This is a genomic window from Arenibacter certesii DSM 19833 (assembly GCF_000429545.1).
Taxonomy (GTDB): Bacteria; Bacteroidota; Bacteroidia; order Flavobacteriales; family Flavobacteriaceae; genus Arenibacter; species Arenibacter certesii.
The window spans coordinates 1-20215 of sequence record NZ_AUCB01000054.1; the positions used below are offsets into that span (position 1 = coordinate 1).

Here is a 20215-nt window from a genome sequence, read left to right on the forward strand (position 1 = left end):
CAGTATCATAAACGCACAGTTATAAAGATATTTTTCAGCAAATACATTCTTCATATAATGAAACTACAACCGAGAAATCTTAAATAGCAAAAGGCCGTCTAAAAAGTTATTAGACGACCTCCTTTATTTATAAATTTAATTGACTGTTATATGATCTCTATTGACAGTTTGTCATTTTGTATTTGCCATCTGGGAGTCTAATAAAACCAGTAGGTCCATTATTATTAGTGCCTACTGAGATCATTCCGGTGTATCCCGTAGCGTTATTAATATTATAACCATATATACTACTTTTAGAATCAAAGGTATTGTTACATATTTCCACATCAGCAACTCTTGTTGTGAATGCGACACTAGCATTAATGAATGTAGAATTTTTAACTATGATGCCGTCTTGTCGGTTTATCACCAAACGTCCATCGTATCCCAAGCTGTTGTCGAATGTACACCCATCAAAAATTGTTCCGTGGGCATCTTGGGAATTTATGAAGTTACCCATTGCAACCATTCCAGAAGAGGGCACACTACTTACTAATCTTGGATGTGATTTGCTAGGACTTTTGAAGGTAACATTGTTAAACTCAACACCGCCTCCTGTGCCTTTTACAATTCTACGACTAAAATTTTTCATTACGGTATTGTTAAAAATTAATCTAGAGCCGTGAATGTTAGTCACTTTTTGTTCATGCTGGAATATATCTCCATCATCCCCCCATGCTCCATCCCAAACACCGCCATTGAATGTAACTTTAGAAGTGGATCCGCTATGGTTCCATCTAAAAATCAGGCATCTTGAAGGTCCAGGTGTATCTCCTATAACTCCGTTACTTTTACTTTCAACATCGTAACAGTCGCAGTCAGTAAAGTTAGAGTCTCCTTGGCTGTTGGGGATATCGGTTACCTCGTATCTAAATGCCCATGTAGTTTGTGTAGTTGAGTACAGATACTTAACATCAACGTTGTCAAAATCCGATACGGTTTTTATAAATATTCCAGCAGCTAATTTTTTTGCACCATCAATCGTTAGGTCGCTCATTGTAGTTCTCCCTGAAGGCTTGTTTACCTCAATAGCTTGGTATAATGTTGAAGTAACGGTTATAGTAGAGCCGTTCCAATCTATTTTTTGGTTACCCGGCTTGTCTATATCCAATCTGCCTGTTATTCTAAAGGTTGCTCCTTCATTTGCAATTAAAGAACCTTCTGCATCCAATGCGGCCTGAATTGCTCTGGTGTCATCTGCCTTACCGTCACCTACCGCACCATATTTGCTGAAATTCACTGCATTTGGGTCGTCAACTTCAGGAGTTTTATCTGCTTCAGCTACGTTAACGGTAACATTACCTGTAGCGGTTGTTACTGAGTTATCGGGGTTGGTAACGGTTGCAGAATAATCAAATTCATCTGTTCCGCTCTTATCCTCGTCTGGGGTGTAGGTAATGGTGTTGTCACTGTTAACCACTGCGGTACCCATTTTTGGTGGAGTTACTTCCGTGATAATAACATTTTCAGGTTTCTCAACGGTATCCTTGCCTAAAGGATCAATAATAATAGGACTGTTAGGTAAGGTCACTACTATATCATTGGGTAATAAGGCATCTGGCTTCTCCACTACATATTCCGATAAAAGATCAGAATCTTTGTTACAGGAGTAGGACAAACACAAGACAATACAAGCTAAGGTTAATTTAATGAGATTTGAGGGGTGAAGTTTCATAAGTAATTTAGATTTAGGGAATACTTGAACGTTTTAAGCGGTGCTATAGTATTTGTTTATTATTAAGCTACGTTAAAACGGCGTTATTTTTCGACGAAATGCATTTTTTAGGCAAAAATAATAGTAACCGTAGGTTGTTAAAGCACTACATACACATTGTTGTTGTATTGAGAATTGAATTTGCTTTTGTGTCAATTATTGTTTTTAACCGGTTAGTGATGGAACACAGACTTTATACGCACTTAAATAAAAGACGGATGTTCACATAGACTGTTTTAACGTTTTTTTGTGAATATTATCGATGAAATGCACAGATATTTGTTCATCTACCTAAAAATAAACATCTAATGCGCTTGTTAATCCGTATTTACGCTACCGCTATTTTGCTGTAATTCTTGGGTCATTAAAAATGTTAAGGATAGGGGTATTTTTAACCATTGGTTCTTTTCCATAGACCTATTCCGATCTAAATACCTATTCCAAGTTTGTTTTATCTTTATTTATCATCGTTAATAAGGAATAAGTACTGTATACATGTGAGACTTCTAAAAATTAGACCTTTAAGTTATAGGGTAAGGGGCAGAACATAGATTTTGTATAGGAAAATAGAATTTTAGTTATGCTAATGGAGGTGGTTGAAGCTTAGCAAATAGGAAGGAATTTGGAAGTAACAAATAAACTAGTCCTGATAGGAGAGCTGAAATAAAATGATCTTCTATGGCCTGGAAAATAAAATTTGCGACCTATCATCCTTATAACATAGGACCTCCAAGTCGCAACTTGAGAAGATAAATGTATTATGCTGTACTAATTGAGTAGATTCTTCCTTTTACCAACTATTTCTGTTATTTACTCTTCAGGTTTAGTGGAGGTATCCCAATTTAGACACTGGGATAGAATCATTATTTGGTCTAGGTGAATGTCCTTGGATCACCTAGGGCAGGAAGTCGCAATTATCTTAAACTTTAAAATACGACTTATACCATTCGGTAAAAGATTTCACGCCATCTGATATAGTAGTGCTGGGATGGTACCCGTAATCTTTAATTAGGAGATCAATGTTAGCCCAGGTTTTTTGAACATCTCCAGGTTGCATGGGCAACATGTTTGTAATGGCCTTCTTCCCTAGATGTTTTTCTATTTCCTTAATAAAATCCATCAGCTTCTCGGATTTATTATTTCCTATATTATATATTTTATAATATTCATTATTTTTTATCCGCTCTTCTTCACTCTTTTCCATGACCTTAACTACACCTTCCGTGATATCGTCTATATAGGTGAAATCCCGTTCCATCTCTCCTTTATTGAATACCTTTATTGGTTGCTCTTTCGTAATGGCATCGGTAAATAGGAAAAGCGCCATATCCGGTCTTCCCCAAGGTCCATATACTGTAAAGAATCGGAGCCCAGTTGTAGGAATGTTAAACAGGTGACTATAGCTATGGGCCATTAATTCATTACTCTTTTTAGTGGCAGCGTATAAACTAATAGGGTGGTCTACCTGATCATCTTCTTGGAAGGGTACTTTCTTGTTAAGTCCATAAACACTGGAGCTACTTGCATAAACCAAATGTTTGATATCATGGTGTCTACAGCATTCTAAAATAGTACTGAATCCAACTAAATTGGAGTTTATATAGGCATCAGGGTTTTCTAAACTATAACGCACTCCGGCTTGGGCCGCTAAATGGCAAACTTTATCAAACTTGTGGGTTTTGAAAATCACGGAAAGGTGATTTTTTTCCTCTATCCCAAGACGAATAAATTTAAACCGGTCCCCATAAGTGCTGCTTTGGCAAAGGGTATTGTGTTCCGAGGCTTGTTCTTTAGTAATGCCAAGTTCACCTAACCGGGCAAATTTGAGGGAGGGGTCGTAATACATATTGATATTATCTACGCCTACTACCTCATGTCCTCTCTTTATTAAAGAGAGTGAAACATGAAACCCTATAAATCCTGCACTTCCAGTAACCAGTATTTTCAAAAGATGATATTTTTAACAAAAGTCGGAAAATTTTCAAACAGAAACATATCCTTTCCCTAAATTAATATAAATTACAGCCAAAGGGATGACCAATTGTCTTTTAAACTATCAATACTTTGATAACACGGCAATATTAAATCGGGAAATCCTAAGACTCCCCGATTTTGTAATACTTAAATCCAATTTGAGTAAGTTCCCCTTTGTTTAACAGTCTTCTTCCGTCAAAAATAAAGGCCGGTTTCAGCATATTTTCATAGATAAGGGACCAATCATACGTCTTAAATTCGTCCCACTCTGTTAATATTGCAATCGCATGGGCATCTTGTGTTGCTAGTGTTGGATCATTGGTTACCTTGAGCAACCTTCTATTGTCCTCTGGGGACCGGGTATTTAAATAATCCAAATCGGCATAGATTTGTTCCTCGGTAACTTTGGGGTCGTATACCGTAATTTCTGCGCGCTCATCTAACAATGCATCTGCAACATAAATGGCAGCAGATTCCCGTGTATCGTTCGTATCTTTTTTAAAGGCCCATCCGTAAAAAATGATTTTTTTTCCTGAAACGGTATTGTATAGGGAAGAAACAATAGTATTAGCAAAGCGCTTTTTTTGGTAGTCATTCATTATAATTACCTGTTCCCAATAATCGGCCACCTCTTGCAATCCATAACTTCTAGCGATATAGACTAGGTTTAGGATGTCTTTCTGGAAACAACTACCGCCAAACCCAACAGAGGAATTCAGGAACTTTGAGCCTATTCTACTATCGTATCCAATTGCACGAGAGACTTCTGCAATATTGGCATCCGTTTTTTCGCAAAGTGCAGAAATAGAATTGATTGAGGAAACCCGTTGCGCCAAGAAGGCATTGGCAACTAACTTAGAGAGTTCCGAAGACCATACATTGGTTTGCAGGATACGATCTTTAGGGATCCATTTTTCATATATGGCGCTTAGGATATTTTTCGCTTCTTTTCCCGAAGGTGTCTCATCCCCACCTATTAGTACACGGTCAGCATTTAATAAATCTTCTATGGCCGTCCCTTCAGCTAAAAACTCAGGATTGGATAGAATTTCAAAGTCGACACCATTTCCAGTATTTTCCAATATGCTCTTAATGGCACTAGCGGTGCGTACGGGAAGGGTAGACTTCTCTACTACTATCTTATTATCTTTGGCTACTCTGGCAATGTTCCGTGCGCAAAGCTCAATGAATTTTAAATCTGCAGCCTGTCCTTTGCCTTTTCCGTAGGTTTTAGTAGGGGTGTTTACCGAAATGAAGATCATTTGGGCTTCATCAATAGCTTTATCTACTTCAGTGGAGAAAAATAGATTTTTTCCTCTTGTAGCACCTACAATTTCTGCTAATCCTGGTTCATAGATGGGCAAATTGTCCAAATTTGAATCGTTCCATTGTGCAATTCGTACTTCGTTTATATCTACGACCGTTACCTGTATGTCAGGGCATTGTTTGGCAATTACGGACATTGTAGGACCGCCTACATATCCGGCGCCAATACAACAGATTTTGGTGATTTTTCTCATGTTTTTAACCTATATGTTTGCTGCAAAGATTGTAAATTAATTCAAATTACGTGGGAATTTCAAGCTATGTAGCGTATATTTATAGGTGAAGTGCTCAATTCTTTAGATAAAGTTTATAAAACGTATAAGGAGGGGTATTTAATCGATAATATTCAATCTTAAACGAAAGATTACAACATAATTCCCTCCCGATTAAAAGTATATGTAGTTTTATCATCTCTAATTTTAATTAAGCACGCATTGAGTACTAAAACGAAAATTTGGCTTTCCTCCCCTCATATGGGTGGCAATGAGCAATCATATGTTAAAGAAGCGTTTGATACCAATTGGATAGCGCCCCTAGGTCCTAATGTGGATGCCTTTGAAAAGTCTATTGAAAAGTTTTTAGGAAATAATATAAATGTAGCGGTCCTGAGTTCGGGTACCGCTGCAATACATTTGGCCCTAGAATTATTAGGCGTAACGGATGGGGACGACGTAATTTGTCAGAGCTTTACATTTGCGGCTTCTGCCAATCCCATTACTTATTTGGGAGCAAAGCCCGTATTTGTGGATAGTGAAAGAGAGACATGGAATATGTCTCCCCAATTATTGGAAAAAGCCATAACTGCGGGATTGGAAAAAGGGAAAAAACCTAAAGCCATTATTGCTGTACATTTATATGGTATGCCCTATAAGGTATCGGAAATAACCGAAATAGCTGTTAAATATAATATACCAGTAATAGAAGATAGTGCAGAAGCTTTAGGTAGTACTTATAATAATGAGGCTTGTGGCAGGTTCGGCGATTTTGGAATTCTTTCGTTTAACGGGAATAAGATTATTACCACGTCTGGTGGTGGTGCGTTGGTGACCAAAAATATAGAGTTAAAAAATAAAGCTGTTTTCTTGGCTACACAGGCGAGGGACGATGCCGCGCATTACCAACATTCCCACATAGGGTATAATTATAGGATGAGCAATGTGTTGGCCGGTATTGGAAGGGGGCAGATGGAGGTGATTGATGAACGTGTGAAGGCAAGAAGAAGTAATTATAATTATTATAACGAAAAATTAGGGAAGCTGGCAAAAATCGAATTTTTGGAGGAACCTAAAGGTTTTCATTCCAATAGATGGTTAAGCTGCATTCTGCTTCCTACCTATGAAATTAGGGAAGAAATAAGAATGGCTCTCTTAAAAGAAAATATAGAATCCAGGCCTTTATGGAAGCCCATGCACATGCAACCCGTCTTTATGGGTTGTGCTCAGTTTGTGGATGGAACTTCGGAGGATCTGTTTAATAGGGGACTTTGTCTGCCTAGTGGTTCTAACTTGATTAAGGAAGATCTAAATCGAGTTATTGAAGTAATCTTAAAAACATTGGTCGTATGATACACAATTACTTAACCAATAAAACACCAAAATATTGCTCTAAATGGATTGTTTTGGCAATTGATCTGATGCTGACCGCACTGACTTTTGTCCTGTCCTACCTAGTAAGGTTTAACCTTACCTTGGATTTTGATTTTAGTAAATTGAAATTACAATTACCGGTAATAGTCACTTTTACCTTGATTGCCTTTTTAGTGACAGGCTCTTATAAAGGGGTGGTAAGACATACGGGAGTTAGGGATGTTTATAATATATTTAACGCCATTTGTCTTGCAAGTATCATTACCATCTTTATGATCATTTTGAATAGGGAATTGGACTTTATGTCTGGATTTACCGTGCCAATCTCCATAATCATTATTCATAGCCTGCTGAACTTTATTGCTCTTACAGCGTCTAGATACGTTTTTAAAACTGCCTATTACAACCTTATGAAGGAAATAAAGGCGAACAAAAACGTCTTGATATATGGAGCGGGAGAATCTGGTATTCTTACCCAAAATGCATTGAGCAGTCATTATGCAAGTGTCTCTAGGGTAGTGGGATATATAGATAATGATAGAGAAAAAGCAGGAAAGAATATTAATGGGGTACGGGTTTATAGTCCAGATGTATTAACGGAAAACTTCATTAATTCCAATAAGATTACAGAAATTATATTTTCTATTCAAAACATAGACCATAACCGGCTTCGGGATTTGGTTGGGGATTTAGTGGATTTACCCGTGCAAGTGAAAATAGTGCCTCCAATTGAAAATTGGATTAATGGAGAACTGAAGGTCTCACAGATAAAGCAGGTGCAGATTGAAGACTTACTGGATAGAGTGCCGATAAATATAAAGAATGAACGGATTTTTAAGGAGTTAAAGAACCAAGTAATTTTAGTTACCGGAGGGGCAGGATCCATTGGGAGTGAATTGGTAAGGCAAATAGCGAATTATGAATATAAATCGCTTATTGTTGTAGATCAGGCAGAATCTGCCCTATATGACCTACAGCAAGAGTTGATTCAAAACGGGTTTCACAATTTTATACCTATTGTTAGTGATATAAGGGATAAGAACAGAATGTCTGCCTTATTCCAGGAATACAGACCAGATATGGTATTTCATGCTGCGGCCTATAAGCATGTTCCTCTTATGGAATACAATGCCTATGAAGCCATAAAAATAAATGTAGCGGGTACCAAGGTGGTAGTTGATTTGTCCTTGGATAATAATGTGAAAAAATTCATTTTTATTTCTACTGATAAAGCGGTAAACCCTACCAATGTGATGGGGGCAACAAAGAGGATTTCCGAAATGTATATTAGCTGTGCGCAACAATATAACAAGACCAAATTTATTACTACCCGTTTTGGAAATGTATTGGGTTCCAATGGCTCGGTAATCCCCTTGTTTAAAAGACAAATAGAAAAAGGGGGGCCATTAACGGTAACCCATAAAGATATTACGCGCTATTTTATGACTATTCCCGAAGCTGCCCAATTGGTGCTGGAAGCTGGAGGAATGGGAGAAGGTGGGGAAATCTTTATTTTTGATATGGGAGATTCTGTTAAAATCTTTAATTTGGCCAAAAACATGATCAAATTATCTGGACTGCGATATCCAGAAGATATAGATATTAAAATAACAGGGCTAAGGCCGGGAGAAAAACTCTATGAGGAGCTGTTGGCTAATGGGGAGAACACCATGCCTACGTATCATAAGAAAATTATGATCAGTAAAACAAGAGCGTTTGATTATGAGAAAAAAAGGTCCAAGATCAATGAACTATGTGTTGCCAATATGTTCTATAACGAGAATATTGTGGTACTTATGAAAGAAATTGTTCCCGAATATATCTCCAGTAATTCCGAGCTATGTAAATTGGATAGGAAGAAAGAAGGCGGGGACGCATCCAAAATAACTAAAACAAAAATATTACATTCCTAAAATTAATAACGATTACTATATTGTAATCTTGATTGCCAATTTACTTAAATACACTTATATGAAAAAAAGATCTTTTGGTACAATAGTTTGTGTACTGTGTTTAGCCGTTGCTTTTCTCACATCCTGTTCCTCTAAGAAAAAGGTGGTTTACTTTCAAGATGCCAGTAATTTTGAAACCTTGGTAAACAAACATAGCTTCACCCCGAAATTTAAGGTAGATGACCTTGTTCGAATTAATGTATCCACCTTGGATCCAGAGGCAAGTACCCCTTTTAATTTATTTAGAGGGGCTTCCGAAGGCGGTATAAGAGCGGAACAAATAGATTATTTAATAGATCAGGACGGAAATATTAATTTTCCTGTTTTAGGGAAAGTGAAAATTGCCGGACTCTCCCCAGAGGAGCTAAGAGTAATGTTGGCTGAGCGATTGGAGGATTATTTAAAGGAACCCATTATTAATATCCGTTTAGTGAATTTTAAGGTTACTGTGCTGGGCGAGGTATCAAAACCAGGAACCTATCCAGTAAGTGGAGAACGTATATCCGTATTAGAGGCTCTGGGAATGGCAGGAGACCTTACTATAAAAGGAATGCGAGAAAACGTAATGGTAATCCGTGATTTTGACGGGACCAAAGTGTATACTAGGTTAGACCTGACCCAGAAAGAAGCTATGAATTCACCTGTTTATTACCTTACTCAGAACGATGTGGTCTATGTTGAGCCCAATAAATCTGCAATAGCGTCCTCTAGTTTGGATATGCGGACCAATATTGCAATTTCTTTAGCCTCGTTGCTAATTACCTCTACAATCCTTTTAATTACAAGAAATTAAAAATTATATTAATAGTATATTCTCGCTGTATTCATGAGCCCTAATACTCAAATAAACACTCCGGACAATCCGGACTTGAAAGAAATAATTAACCAATACACGAAACATTGGAAATGGTTTGTAGCCTCTGTAATTATCGCCTTGGCCATGGCGTTTGTGTATCTCAGGTATGCAAAACCAGAGTACGTGGCAGAAGCCAAGATTCAAATTTTAGATGAAAAAAATTCTGGAGGTGGGCTTGGATTGTTCCAGGATTTGGAGTTGCTTTCTGGATCCAATACTGCTGTAGTTGATGAGATTGAAATAATTAATTCTCGATCCAACTTTATAGAAGTCGTAAAAAGATTAGGGCTTAACACCAGGGTGATAGCCCAGGGTAAAATAATTGAAACGGAATTGTACGCTGACCCACCAATAAAGGTGAATTTTATTGCTGCTGACTCGGTAATTAACAAAGCTAGTTTTGCATTTTATTTGGAATTTTCATCCTCTACAGTTTTCGGTTACAGTGAGGAGGAAAATGAACCGGTAAAACCTATGCCGTTCGGAAAAAATATTTCCACCCCGATTGGGGATATTGTAATCACCCCAAACATAGAAGAATTTGAACGTTATAGAAATCTCAAGCTTAAGGTGGTGGTAAATCCTGTAGATCAGGTGGCGCAGTCTTATAGGAATAGAATCAATATCTCTACCCATGAGAAGATATCCAACGTTCTTAATATTTCTTTGAAAGATCCCATCCAGGAAAAGGCGGTACATATTATAGATGAGCTTATTAAAATATACAATAAAAATGCCATAGACGATAAACGGGAAATTGCTGATAGAACCTCCAATTTTATAGATGACCGAATTGCAGAAATTTACGGGAGCCTTTCTTCAGTGGACCAATCTGCCCAGGACTTTAAGACCGATAGGGGATTAACCGACATTGGTGCAGAAACCAATATAAATTTAAATGTAGGGGTTGCCAATCAGCAGGAGCTTTCAGGGATGAGAACACAACTTAATATCGCTTCCTCTATGAAGGATATTGTGGAGCAACAAGATAATTTTGAGGTGCTTCCAGGAAATATTGGTCTAAACGATCCTACTATTAACAGTATTACTTCTAAGTATAATGAACTGGTTTTAGAACGAAACAGATTGCTAAAGAGTTCTAATGAAAAGAATCCAGTAATTGTAAATTTAGACCAACAGATAATGGGTCTAAAAAGTAATATGCAGGCCAGTTTAAATAGTACCGTAGACAATTTAGGAATGCGGGTAAGTTCATTAAGTGGTCAGCAGGCGGTTTTTAATTCCAAAATTTATTCCTCACCTAAGAACGAGAGGGCTTTAAGGGATATAACCAGACAACAGCAGACCACGGAACAACTATATCTCTATTTGTTACAAAAAAGGGAAGAGGCACAAATTGCGGTAGCATCAACCGCACCAAAATCTAAAATAATAGATTTTGCGTACAATCCAAGTCCTTTTCCAGTTTCGCCAAAGAGAAACATTGTTTATTTAGCGTTTATAATTCTTGGTGGCCTTATCCCATTTTCAATTATTTATGCGGTTAATCTGCTAGATAATAAGGTGCATAACATGCATAGTTTAGAAAAGGTAGCTAGAAACATTCCTATATTGGGAGAGATGCCTAGGCTTACCAATAAAGACCAGAAAGTAATTGTTAAGGAGGATCGTTCCGTTCTTGCCGAATCTCTTCGGATTATTAGGACCAATTTAGACTACCTTATTAAGACCAATCGCGCTTCTGGAGGTAAGAACAATGTGGTATTTGTGACCTCTAGTGTGCCAGGAGAAGGAAAGTCATTTCTTTCTACCAATTTGGCCATGACAATAGCAAGCACAGATAAAAAAGTATTGTTACTGGGGGCAGATGTGCGTAACCCTAAATTGTTTGAATACTTTACAGGCGGTAGTACCAATAAAATTGCAGATAAGCATTTAAAAGAAGGTCTGGGACTTACCGACTATTTATATGACGATTCCTTAGAAATAAAAGATATCCTTAACTCATTGGAGATATTTAAAGATTCTTTGGACATTATTTATTCGGGTAGGATACCTCCAAACCCGGCTGAATTACTGATGAGTAAACGAGTTAAAGCGCTTTTTGATCAGGTTTCAGAACAATATGACTATGTAATTGTAGATACTGCGCCTTTAATGGTGGTAACGGATACGCTATTGATGAGTGATTATGCCAATCATATAATTTATGTTTCCAGAGCAGGTACCACAGAGAAAAAAGCGATACAGTTTCCAATTAAATTACAACAAGAAGGTAAGATTAAAGGGCTTTCTTTTGTAGTGAATTATGTTAAAGAAACAGATTTGGGTTATGGAGGTAAATATGGTTATGGCTATGGTAAACACCATAAAAAGTGGTGGAAATTCTAGAAGCGTATAAACATTATTTAAATTAGATTTCTCCTAATTCAATTCCGGTTGCAGTGATGGATAGTTAACTTAGTTGTGCTAAGGGTAACAACCTGCAAGGGAAATTGGATTAGGAGATTTACTTTTTACGCCTTTCTTTTCCGCTTCTGGTTACCATGGGAATGGAATTCTTAGAAATCAGCGATTAATCTACTCTTGCTAGAAACGCTACAGTCCACTAAGGGGTTTTAATCCTGGTCTAATGGGATTTTTTTCCGCCTTAGTTTTGACCTCATATTCTCAGTTTTTCTTTTTTAAAACGTATTTGTCTTTATAGAGCGAATTGAGCATTAATTAAATGTTGCTTATTTCTGCTTAGGTCTACTTCAGTTTTATGGGAGGAGGATTTATTGTTGTGTCTTCGCGCTAGTTATCATTGATATGTAATACTAATAATATAATTAATATGTTCTTTTGCCTACATGTAGATATGATCTATTCTTTCAATACTGAATTGCATTTAATGCGTTTTGCACCCAAAATAACTGTTTCCATAATTCTAAATTCTTCAAAGAAGATGGCGGGATCTCTCTTTTTAAATCCAGATTTTTAATTCTGAATTGTGAACGTTTTATAAATAGGAGTTCACCGTAGGAGTGCAGACATTAATTTTTTTATAAGCGGTTTAGTACTCGTAGTGGAAGCTGAGGATTGGATTTCGAAATAGGAAAAACTACGCCCTTTGTCTTTTTTATGATTTTGTAAAAATGAATTTACTTTTTACTGGATGCATACTTCTAAGTATTTTATTAGGTAAAATAAGCGTTAAAATACGTCTCGAAAGGGAAAGTTTCACCCTACATTTTTTTATGTAGAATGCATTCATCTATGATTTTTGAACTTACTCGATTACAGGTTCAGCAATGATGCTGGGGAACCAAGTGCTATTGACTTCAACCATGTATTTGGTCGATTAACAATCGGGTTTAAACGAATAAGATTCGGTATTCTTTCTAACGAATAAGATTGGGGTATTTTTGTTACGGTTTAAGATAAATTATGATTTATCGCACCTATGATGACCTACCGTATAATCTGATTTAAAATATATACTTTTTTAATTGCGTGAACATGAAACATTATTACTCCAAGTCCTTTTCGTTTTTAACGTTCTTTTCATTCCTATGGATGTTTATCATAGGACTCAGCACGGTTAGTGCACAAGCTCCAGCGGTCAATTTTATTAACAGCGACCTCAAATTCAACGGAAACGGGAATGCAATGGTAACCACTTCTTTGACTTGGGGACCTGATGATAGGTTATATTTTGCTGAATATTCCGGTACCATTAAAGCATTGACTATTGAACGTAACGGACCTGGCGATTATAACGTGATAAATACCGAGGTGATTACAGGTATTAACGGAATTCAAAACCATAATGATGATGGGACCTTGTACAATTCAAACTTACGCCAAACTACCGGGATCGAAGTCGCAGGAACGCCAACAAATCCAGTAATTTACGTTTCTTCAAGTGATTTTAGGATTGGTGGCGGCTTTAATGGTGGAGCCGGAGATACCGGATTGGATACGAATTCTGGAGTTATTACCAGATTTACTTGGAACGGCGCATCGTGGGATGTGGTTGATATTGTAAGAGGCTTACCCCGTTCAGAGGAAAACCACGCTACCAATGGGATGCAATTTGTAACAATCAATGGTTCAGATTTCTTAATAGTGGCACAAGGGGGACATACAAACGCAGGAAGTCCCTCCATCAATTTTAACTATTTAACGGAATATGCGCTTTCTGCTGCTATTTTGTCTATAGACCTTACTGCGCTGGAATCCATGCCCATTCTCAGTGACAATGGACGTAACTATATATATGATATTCCAACTTTGGACGACCCTACACGGCCTAATGTAAATGGGATTGAAGACCCAGACCATCCTAATTACGATGGTATAGATATTAATGATCCATTTGGTGGTAATGATGGACTTAACCAAGCCATGATAGTGCCTGGAGGACCAGTGCAAATATTCTCGCCAGGGTATAGAAATTCCTATGATCTCGTAATTACAGAAAGTGGAGCCGTGTATGTTACGGAAAATGGAGCCAATGGTGGATGGGGAGGATTTCCCGAGAATGAGGGTATGTCAGGAAACGCTACGAACAACTATGTTCCCGGAGAACCTGGAAGTAGTTCACCCGCTGGAGGTGAAATGATAAATAATGAGGATCACCTACATTTAATTACCAATGATATTCAAACCTATGTTTTTGGTAGTTATTATGGAGGTCATCCCAATCCTGTTAGGGCTAATCCAGCTGGGGCTGGACTGTATACCACGCCAAATCCCACAAGTAACGAGGATGCAGTTTTTAGAACATTAATTTATGATCCAGATATGTCTAGACCAGGAACAACGAACGATCCTAGTATTGCTCTTCCGGCAAACTGGCCTCCAGTTCCTGTGGCCAATGCAAATATTGTAGAAGGGGATTGGAGAGGTCCAGGGTTACCCAACCCAGACGGTCCTGTAGATGACATAGTTACTATATGGGGTACCAATACCAACGGTATAACAGAATATACAGCCAGCAATTTTGGAGGCGCACTGAAAGGGAATTTACTTGCAGGAACCGATAGCGCACAATTACGAAGATTACAACTTAATCCAGATGGAAGTAAATTGGCTCTAAATCCTAGCTTTGCCTCCAATTTGGGTGGTAATGCGCTGGGTGTGGCCGTAAATGGAGATGACGGTCTCTTTCCAGGAACTATTTGGGTGGGGATATTTAAGGGATATGGGGGTAATGCAAATACACCCTCAAAAATAGTGGTATTGGAACCTACAGATCTTGTAAATTGTATTCAACCTGGCGATCCAGGCTATGATCCCAATGCAGATTACGACAATGATGGGTATACCAACCAAGATGAGGTAGATAATGGTACCAATCCATGTAACGGAGGATCACAACCTAGTGATTTTGATAAGGCTGCGGGACCTCCATATATATCGGATCTAAATGATCCTGATGATGATAATGATGGAATTCCAGATTCAGAAGATCCATTTCAATTGGGTGATCCACTAACATCGGGTAGTGATGCTTTTGAAATTCCTATTATCAATGAACTTTTATCCGATACCGGCTTAGGCGGGTATAGAGGGCTTGGATTAACAGGATTAATGAACAATGGGGATCCTAATCCCAACTGGTTGAACTGGATAGACCGTAAGGATGATCCCAATGATCCTAACCCAAACGATATTATGGGTGGTGCTATTGGGGCAATTACAGTTAACATGACCGCAGGTACCGCATATGGTACGGCCAATAATCAGGAAAAAGGATTCCAATATGGGGTTCAAGTAAATGAAACTACTCCCAAGTTTACCGTAGTTAGTGGTTTTGGGAATTTTAATGATCCTTTACAACTTTATGGGCATACAGGAGCGCCAAATGGTGAACTTGGAATTTTTATAGGGGATGGATTTCAAAGCGACTATATTAAAATGGTAATTACCAAGGATGGAATTACTGCATTACAAGAAATTAATGATGTGCCGCAAGCTCCCATTAATTTCACAGTTCCTGTAGCATTGCGTCCAAATGGAGTTGTATTCTATTTTGTTGTAGATCCCTCTAATGGTGAGGTGGAATGCCAGTATACTTTAGTGGGCAAGCAATCCCGTACTACTTTGGGCACTATTACAGCATCAGGTAAAGTATTGAATGCTTTACAAGATCCTTCAATTGATCTTGCTGTGGGTATTACAGGAACGTCCAATGCACAAGGGGTAGAGCTTCAAGGAACTTGGGATTTTCTAAATGTTTTGGATGCCAAACCATTTGTGGTTAAGGATATTCCAAACCTAAGCAGAATGGTAAATGCAAACGATCAAATCATAGAATTAGATAATTTTTTCAATGATGATAATGAGGTTGGTAATCTTACCTATTCCGTAACCAGTAATACAAACAACAGTATAGGTGCAGTTATCAATGGAAATGAGTTAACCTTGTCTTTCCCTGGTCTACCTGCGGTATCCGATATTACGATACGCGCTACGGATACGGAATCTAATATGGTAGAACAGACGTTTACGGTTACTGTTACAGATGCACCTATTGCCTTGTATAGGGTGAATGCAGGTGGACCAGAAATAGCGGCTGTAGATGGTGGCGTTGTTTGGGAAGCGGATACACCTTTAAACCAATCACAATATCTTGTAACCGCAGGAAGTAATAATTCCTATTCTTTCTCTGTCAATAGCGGACCCAACGTTCCATCCACAACTCCTGGGGCTATATTTAATACAGAAAGGGCCGATGGTTCGCCAGGAGAACCAAATATAACTTACTCTTTTCCCGTGGATGTGCCTGGCAATTACGAAGTAAGACTTTATATGGGTAATGGCTGGCAAGGAACCTCGGAAGCAGGAGAGCGTATTTTTGATGTTACCATAAATGGGATTACATATCCTACATTGAATAATTTAGATTTATCGGGGACCTATGGTCATCAAGTGGGTGCTGCCATAAGTCATATTATACCCGTTAACACTAGTAGTATAGATATCTCTTTTATCCATGGTTTAGTTGAAAATCCTATGGTTAATGGAATAGAAATATTAGATGCCTCTAATTCGGAAACACCAATTTACGTACATCCAATAGCAGATCAAAAGTCCAATACTGGAGAACAAATGATGGCTGATATAGGCGTTACCGCTTATGGTGGTGATGGAAATAGGTCTTATACGGCAGAAGGATTACCTCCTGGTTTAGTTATAGAACCAACCAACGGTACAATCAATGGTACTGTAGCAATAGGTGCAGAAGTAAATAGCCCATATACGGTAACCATAACGGTTGATGACAGTGACGGATTAACTAATGATGCAGTTACTATATCCTTTGAATGGGTCATTATTAAGCAAACTTCCTTAAGGGTTAACGTTGGGGGTGCTGAGGTTGCCGCAACGGATAATATGGCGGATTGGAGATTTAATAATTCCAATGGGGCCTATACTGCGGGTACATACTCTGTTAATGCTGGTTTTTCCATTAATTCCAGTTTAAACTTTAATAAAAGGGATAGTTCCGTACCAGCTTATATTGATAGTGCCATCTTTAGCCAAATTTATGGTAGAGAGCGATATGATGCACCTTCCGCTCCAGAAATGGAGTTTAAATTTCCTTTGGAAAATGGTGATTATGTTGTAAATCTTTATATGGGGAACAGTTATGAAGGGACTAAGGAAGTTGGAACCAGAATATTTGACATCCTGATAGAGGGGGTAGCGGTTAAGCAAGATCTGGATTTAATAACAGAATTCGGACATCTAACGGCTGGAATGCTTTCGTTCCCAGTAACCCTTTCCGATGCGGAATTGAATATCCTATTTAATCATAAAGTTGAAAACCCAACATTAAACGCAATAGAAATTTTTAAGGTAGATAAAACTAACCCTACCTTAACACTGTCTAATATTGCCAATCAATCCACAGATGTAAACGAGGCTGTTAATTTTACAGCATCTGCTTCAGGAGGTGACCCAAGTGAAGACAACATGTTCTTTATCTCTGGACAACCAGACGGTATCAGTATAGATCCAAGTACGGGTGAAATTAGTGGTACCATTGCACCTACAGCTGCAAGTGGAGGGCCAAATAATAATGGTGTGCACCAAGTGGTAGTTACGGTTGCAAAACAAGGTTCTGCTCCAGTTAGTAAAGTGTTCTCTTGGGCAATTGCCTCTACTTGGATTAATAAGGATGAAGACCTGAACTACACGCCAAGACATGAGAATTCTTTTGTACAGGCAGGTGATAAATTCTACCTGATGGGTGGAAGAGAAAATTCCAAAACAATCGATAGATACGATTATACCTCAAATACATGGACCTCACTGGTCAATTCAGCTCCGTTTGAATTCAACCATTTCCAGGCTACTGAATACCAAGGATTAATTTGGGTAATAGGATCATTTAAGGATAATGCCTATCCAACGGAAAGCCCAGCGGAGTATGTATGGGCATTCGATCCAGCAAAGGAAGAATGGATTCAAGGTCCGCAGATACCTGCTAATAGAAGACGTGGATCCGCTGGTCTAGTTATGCACAATAATAAGTTTTACGTGGTGGCCGGTAATACCCAGGGTCATAGTGGTGGTTATGTGCCGTACTTTGATGAATTTGACCCTGCAACGGGTACATGGACGCCTTTGGCCGATGCACCTAGAGCGAGAGATCATTTTGCAGCTGTAACGATAGGAGATAAAATGTATGTTTCTGGAGGACGTTTGTCCGGTGGAGCAGGAGGAGTTTTTGCTCCTACCATCTCAGAAGTAGATGTGTACGATTTTACAAATCAGACTTGGAGCACACTACCTGCAGGTCAGAACATTCCAACCCCAAGAGGTGGTTCTTCAGCTGTTAATTTTAATAATAAACTAATGGTAATCGGGGGAGAAGGGGAAAATCCTGGACCCGCTTATACCGCCGTTGAAGCATATGATCCAGTTTCCCAAGCTTGGAGTTCACTTCCAAGTTTAAATTCACCAAGACATGGGACCCAGGCCATTGTATCTGGAAATGGCGTGTTTATTTTGGGAGGATCTCCAGTACAAGGTGGTGGAAACCAAAAGAATATGGAGTATTATGGGGAAGATGCTCCAGTGGGTGCTCCAAGTGTGGCTAGTGATGTAAACGCTTTAAGCAACTTGTTAGTTGCCGATGGTACAACGGAATCCATGGATCTTAATATTCAGAATGGAAACGTTGGGGTTATGGTTACTTCTATGGAGATATCTGGACCTAATGCCGCTGATTTTAGTATTGTTTCTGGTAATTTGACCAATCAATTGCTTAATCCAAATAGTACTCATCCAATAGAAATTTCACTCTCTGGAACTGGCGCTAATAGGAATGCCGTATTGACCATTAATTATGGCAAAGATGCTTCCTTGGTAATTAATTTATCCAATACTCTTATTGCTCCTGAAGTTACAAATCCAGGAACTCAAAATAATTTGGAGGGAGATATTGTGTCCTTAGAAATAGATGCTATAGGTGGTTGTACGGAGTTAGCATACAGCGCAACGGGATTACCAGAAGGCTTAACTATTGATGCAAATACTGGAGTTATCTCTGGAACTATTTCCTCCGGTGGATTAGGAGGAGGTGCCTATCAAGAAAGTAACGGACTGGTTGTAATGGAAATGGAAAACCTGAATTTTGGATCTAATTGGACGGAACAAAATTCTGCAAATGGTTTCACTGGGGATGGCTATTTATTTAATCAGGTAGATAGTTTTAACACACCTGGACTTGGAACTATAACCGCAAAAGTTAATATTACAACACCAGGGGTTTATAGGTTCCAATGGCACAATAAGATAGGAATTACTGCTCCTACCAATCCACATACGGAACATAACGATGCTTGGCTGCGATTCCCCGATGCTGATAACTTCTTTAGTTCGGGAGTTGCTTCAGGAGCTGAACCAAGAAAGTATCCTGGAGGCCTTGGTAAAACGCCGGTAGTTAACGGTTCCACTTCAGCAGGTTGGTTTAAGGTATATACTAATGTGGTAGTTTGGAGTTGGGAAACACAGACCAGCGATAATGAATTGCAATATGTTTTTGTTCAATTTGATACTCCAGGGGAGTACACTATGGAAATATCCTCTAGGTCCAAAGGTCATATAATTGATCGTGCCACTTTGCATAAGGTGGATCAGAATTATACAACGACCCAGTTGTTAGCTGCTCCCGAATCGGTTCAAGGACAGGGATCCAATGGTGCGGCAGATAATAGTCCTTACAATGTAGAGGTGACCGTATCCGATAATTGTGATCCTTCGCAATCAACCACTACACAATTTGTATGGAACATTGGCGAGACCGGAAATCAGGCTCCTGTGGCAATAGCAGTAGCCGATGTTACTTCGGGTGAAGCGCCCTTAAGTGTTAATTTTACAGGAAGTAATTCTACCGATGATGGTGGTATAACTGGATTTCAATGGGATTTTAAAGACGGTACTGCTATAGATACAACCGCAGACCCAACTCATATATTTGAAACACCTGGTGTTTATGAGGTGGAGTTGACGGTTACTGATGGTGTACTTACTAATACTACTACAATAACCATTACAGTAAATGCTTCTGCCAATGTGGCACCAGCGGTAATTGCTCCTGATGACCAAAACAGTGTGGAGGGAGATATAGTTTCCTTACAGGTTGCTGCAACGGATCCAGATGGTGATGCACTGAGCTATTCGGCTACTGGTCTTCCAGATGGATTAACTATAGATTCTGATGGACTTATCAGTGGTTCGATCGCCAATGGCGCATCAACCAACAGTCCTTATGCTGTAGCGATAACGGTAACGGATAATGGTACTCCTG

At 38.6% G+C, this 20215-nt stretch carries 8 protein-coding genes; 5 read left to right on the forward strand and 3 right to left on the reverse strand.

Annotated elements, in window-relative coordinates:
* Positions 1-157: 157 nt before the first annotated feature.
* The 3 genes from G466_RS0118110 to G466_RS0118120 form a co-directional block, all read right to left on the reverse strand.
* Complete coding sequence (locus G466_RS0118110; RefSeq protein ID WP_157374011.1) at positions 158-1714, reverse strand: Ig-like domain-containing protein; 1557 nt, start codon at positions 1712-1714, stop codon at positions 158-160.
* Positions 1715-2672: 958 nt separating this feature from the next.
* The gene (locus G466_RS0118115) at positions 2673-3701 is read right to left on the reverse strand and encodes an NAD-dependent epimerase (RefSeq protein WP_026814896.1); all 1029 of its coding nucleotides are present in this window, start codon (positions 3699-3701) and stop codon (positions 2673-2675) included.
* 148 nt (positions 3702-3849) lie between these two features.
* Positions 3850-5247 (reverse strand): nucleotide sugar dehydrogenase, encoded by a 1398-nt coding sequence (locus tag G466_RS0118120; protein ID WP_026814897.1) that lies wholly within the window; start codon positions 5245-5247, stop codon positions 3850-3852.
* 279 nt (positions 5248-5526) lie between these two features.
* Between G466_RS0118120 and G466_RS0118125 the strand changes: the two genes are divergently transcribed.
* The 5 genes from G466_RS0118125 to G466_RS22610 all read left to right on the forward strand — a co-directional run.
* The gene (locus G466_RS0118125; RefSeq protein WP_034236125.1) at positions 5527-6618 is read left to right on the forward strand and encodes a DegT/DnrJ/EryC1/StrS family aminotransferase; all 1092 of its coding nucleotides are present in this window, start codon (positions 5527-5529) and stop codon (positions 6616-6618) included.
* Positions 6615-8552, forward strand: a complete 1938-nt coding sequence (locus G466_RS0118130) for a polysaccharide biosynthesis protein (protein ID WP_026814899.1) — start codon at positions 6615-6617, stop codon at positions 8550-8552. The genes G466_RS0118125 and G466_RS0118130 overlap by 4 nt, the downstream gene beginning before the upstream one ends.
* Positions 8553-8610: 58 nt before the next feature.
* Entirely contained in the window at positions 8611-9384 is a 774-nt protein-coding gene (locus G466_RS0118135; RefSeq protein ID WP_026814900.1) for a polysaccharide biosynthesis/export family protein, read from the forward strand.
* Between the two features lie 33 nt (positions 9385-9417).
* Positions 9418-11799 (forward strand): GumC family protein, encoded by a 2382-nt coding sequence (locus G466_RS0118140; RefSeq protein WP_026814901.1) that lies wholly within the window; start codon positions 9418-9420, stop codon positions 11797-11799.
* Positions 11800-12909: 1110 nt separating this feature from the next.
* Positions 12910-20215 (forward strand): malectin domain-containing carbohydrate-binding protein (locus G466_RS22610; RefSeq protein WP_084418967.1); only part of this gene is annotated, 7306 nt, incomplete at its 3' end.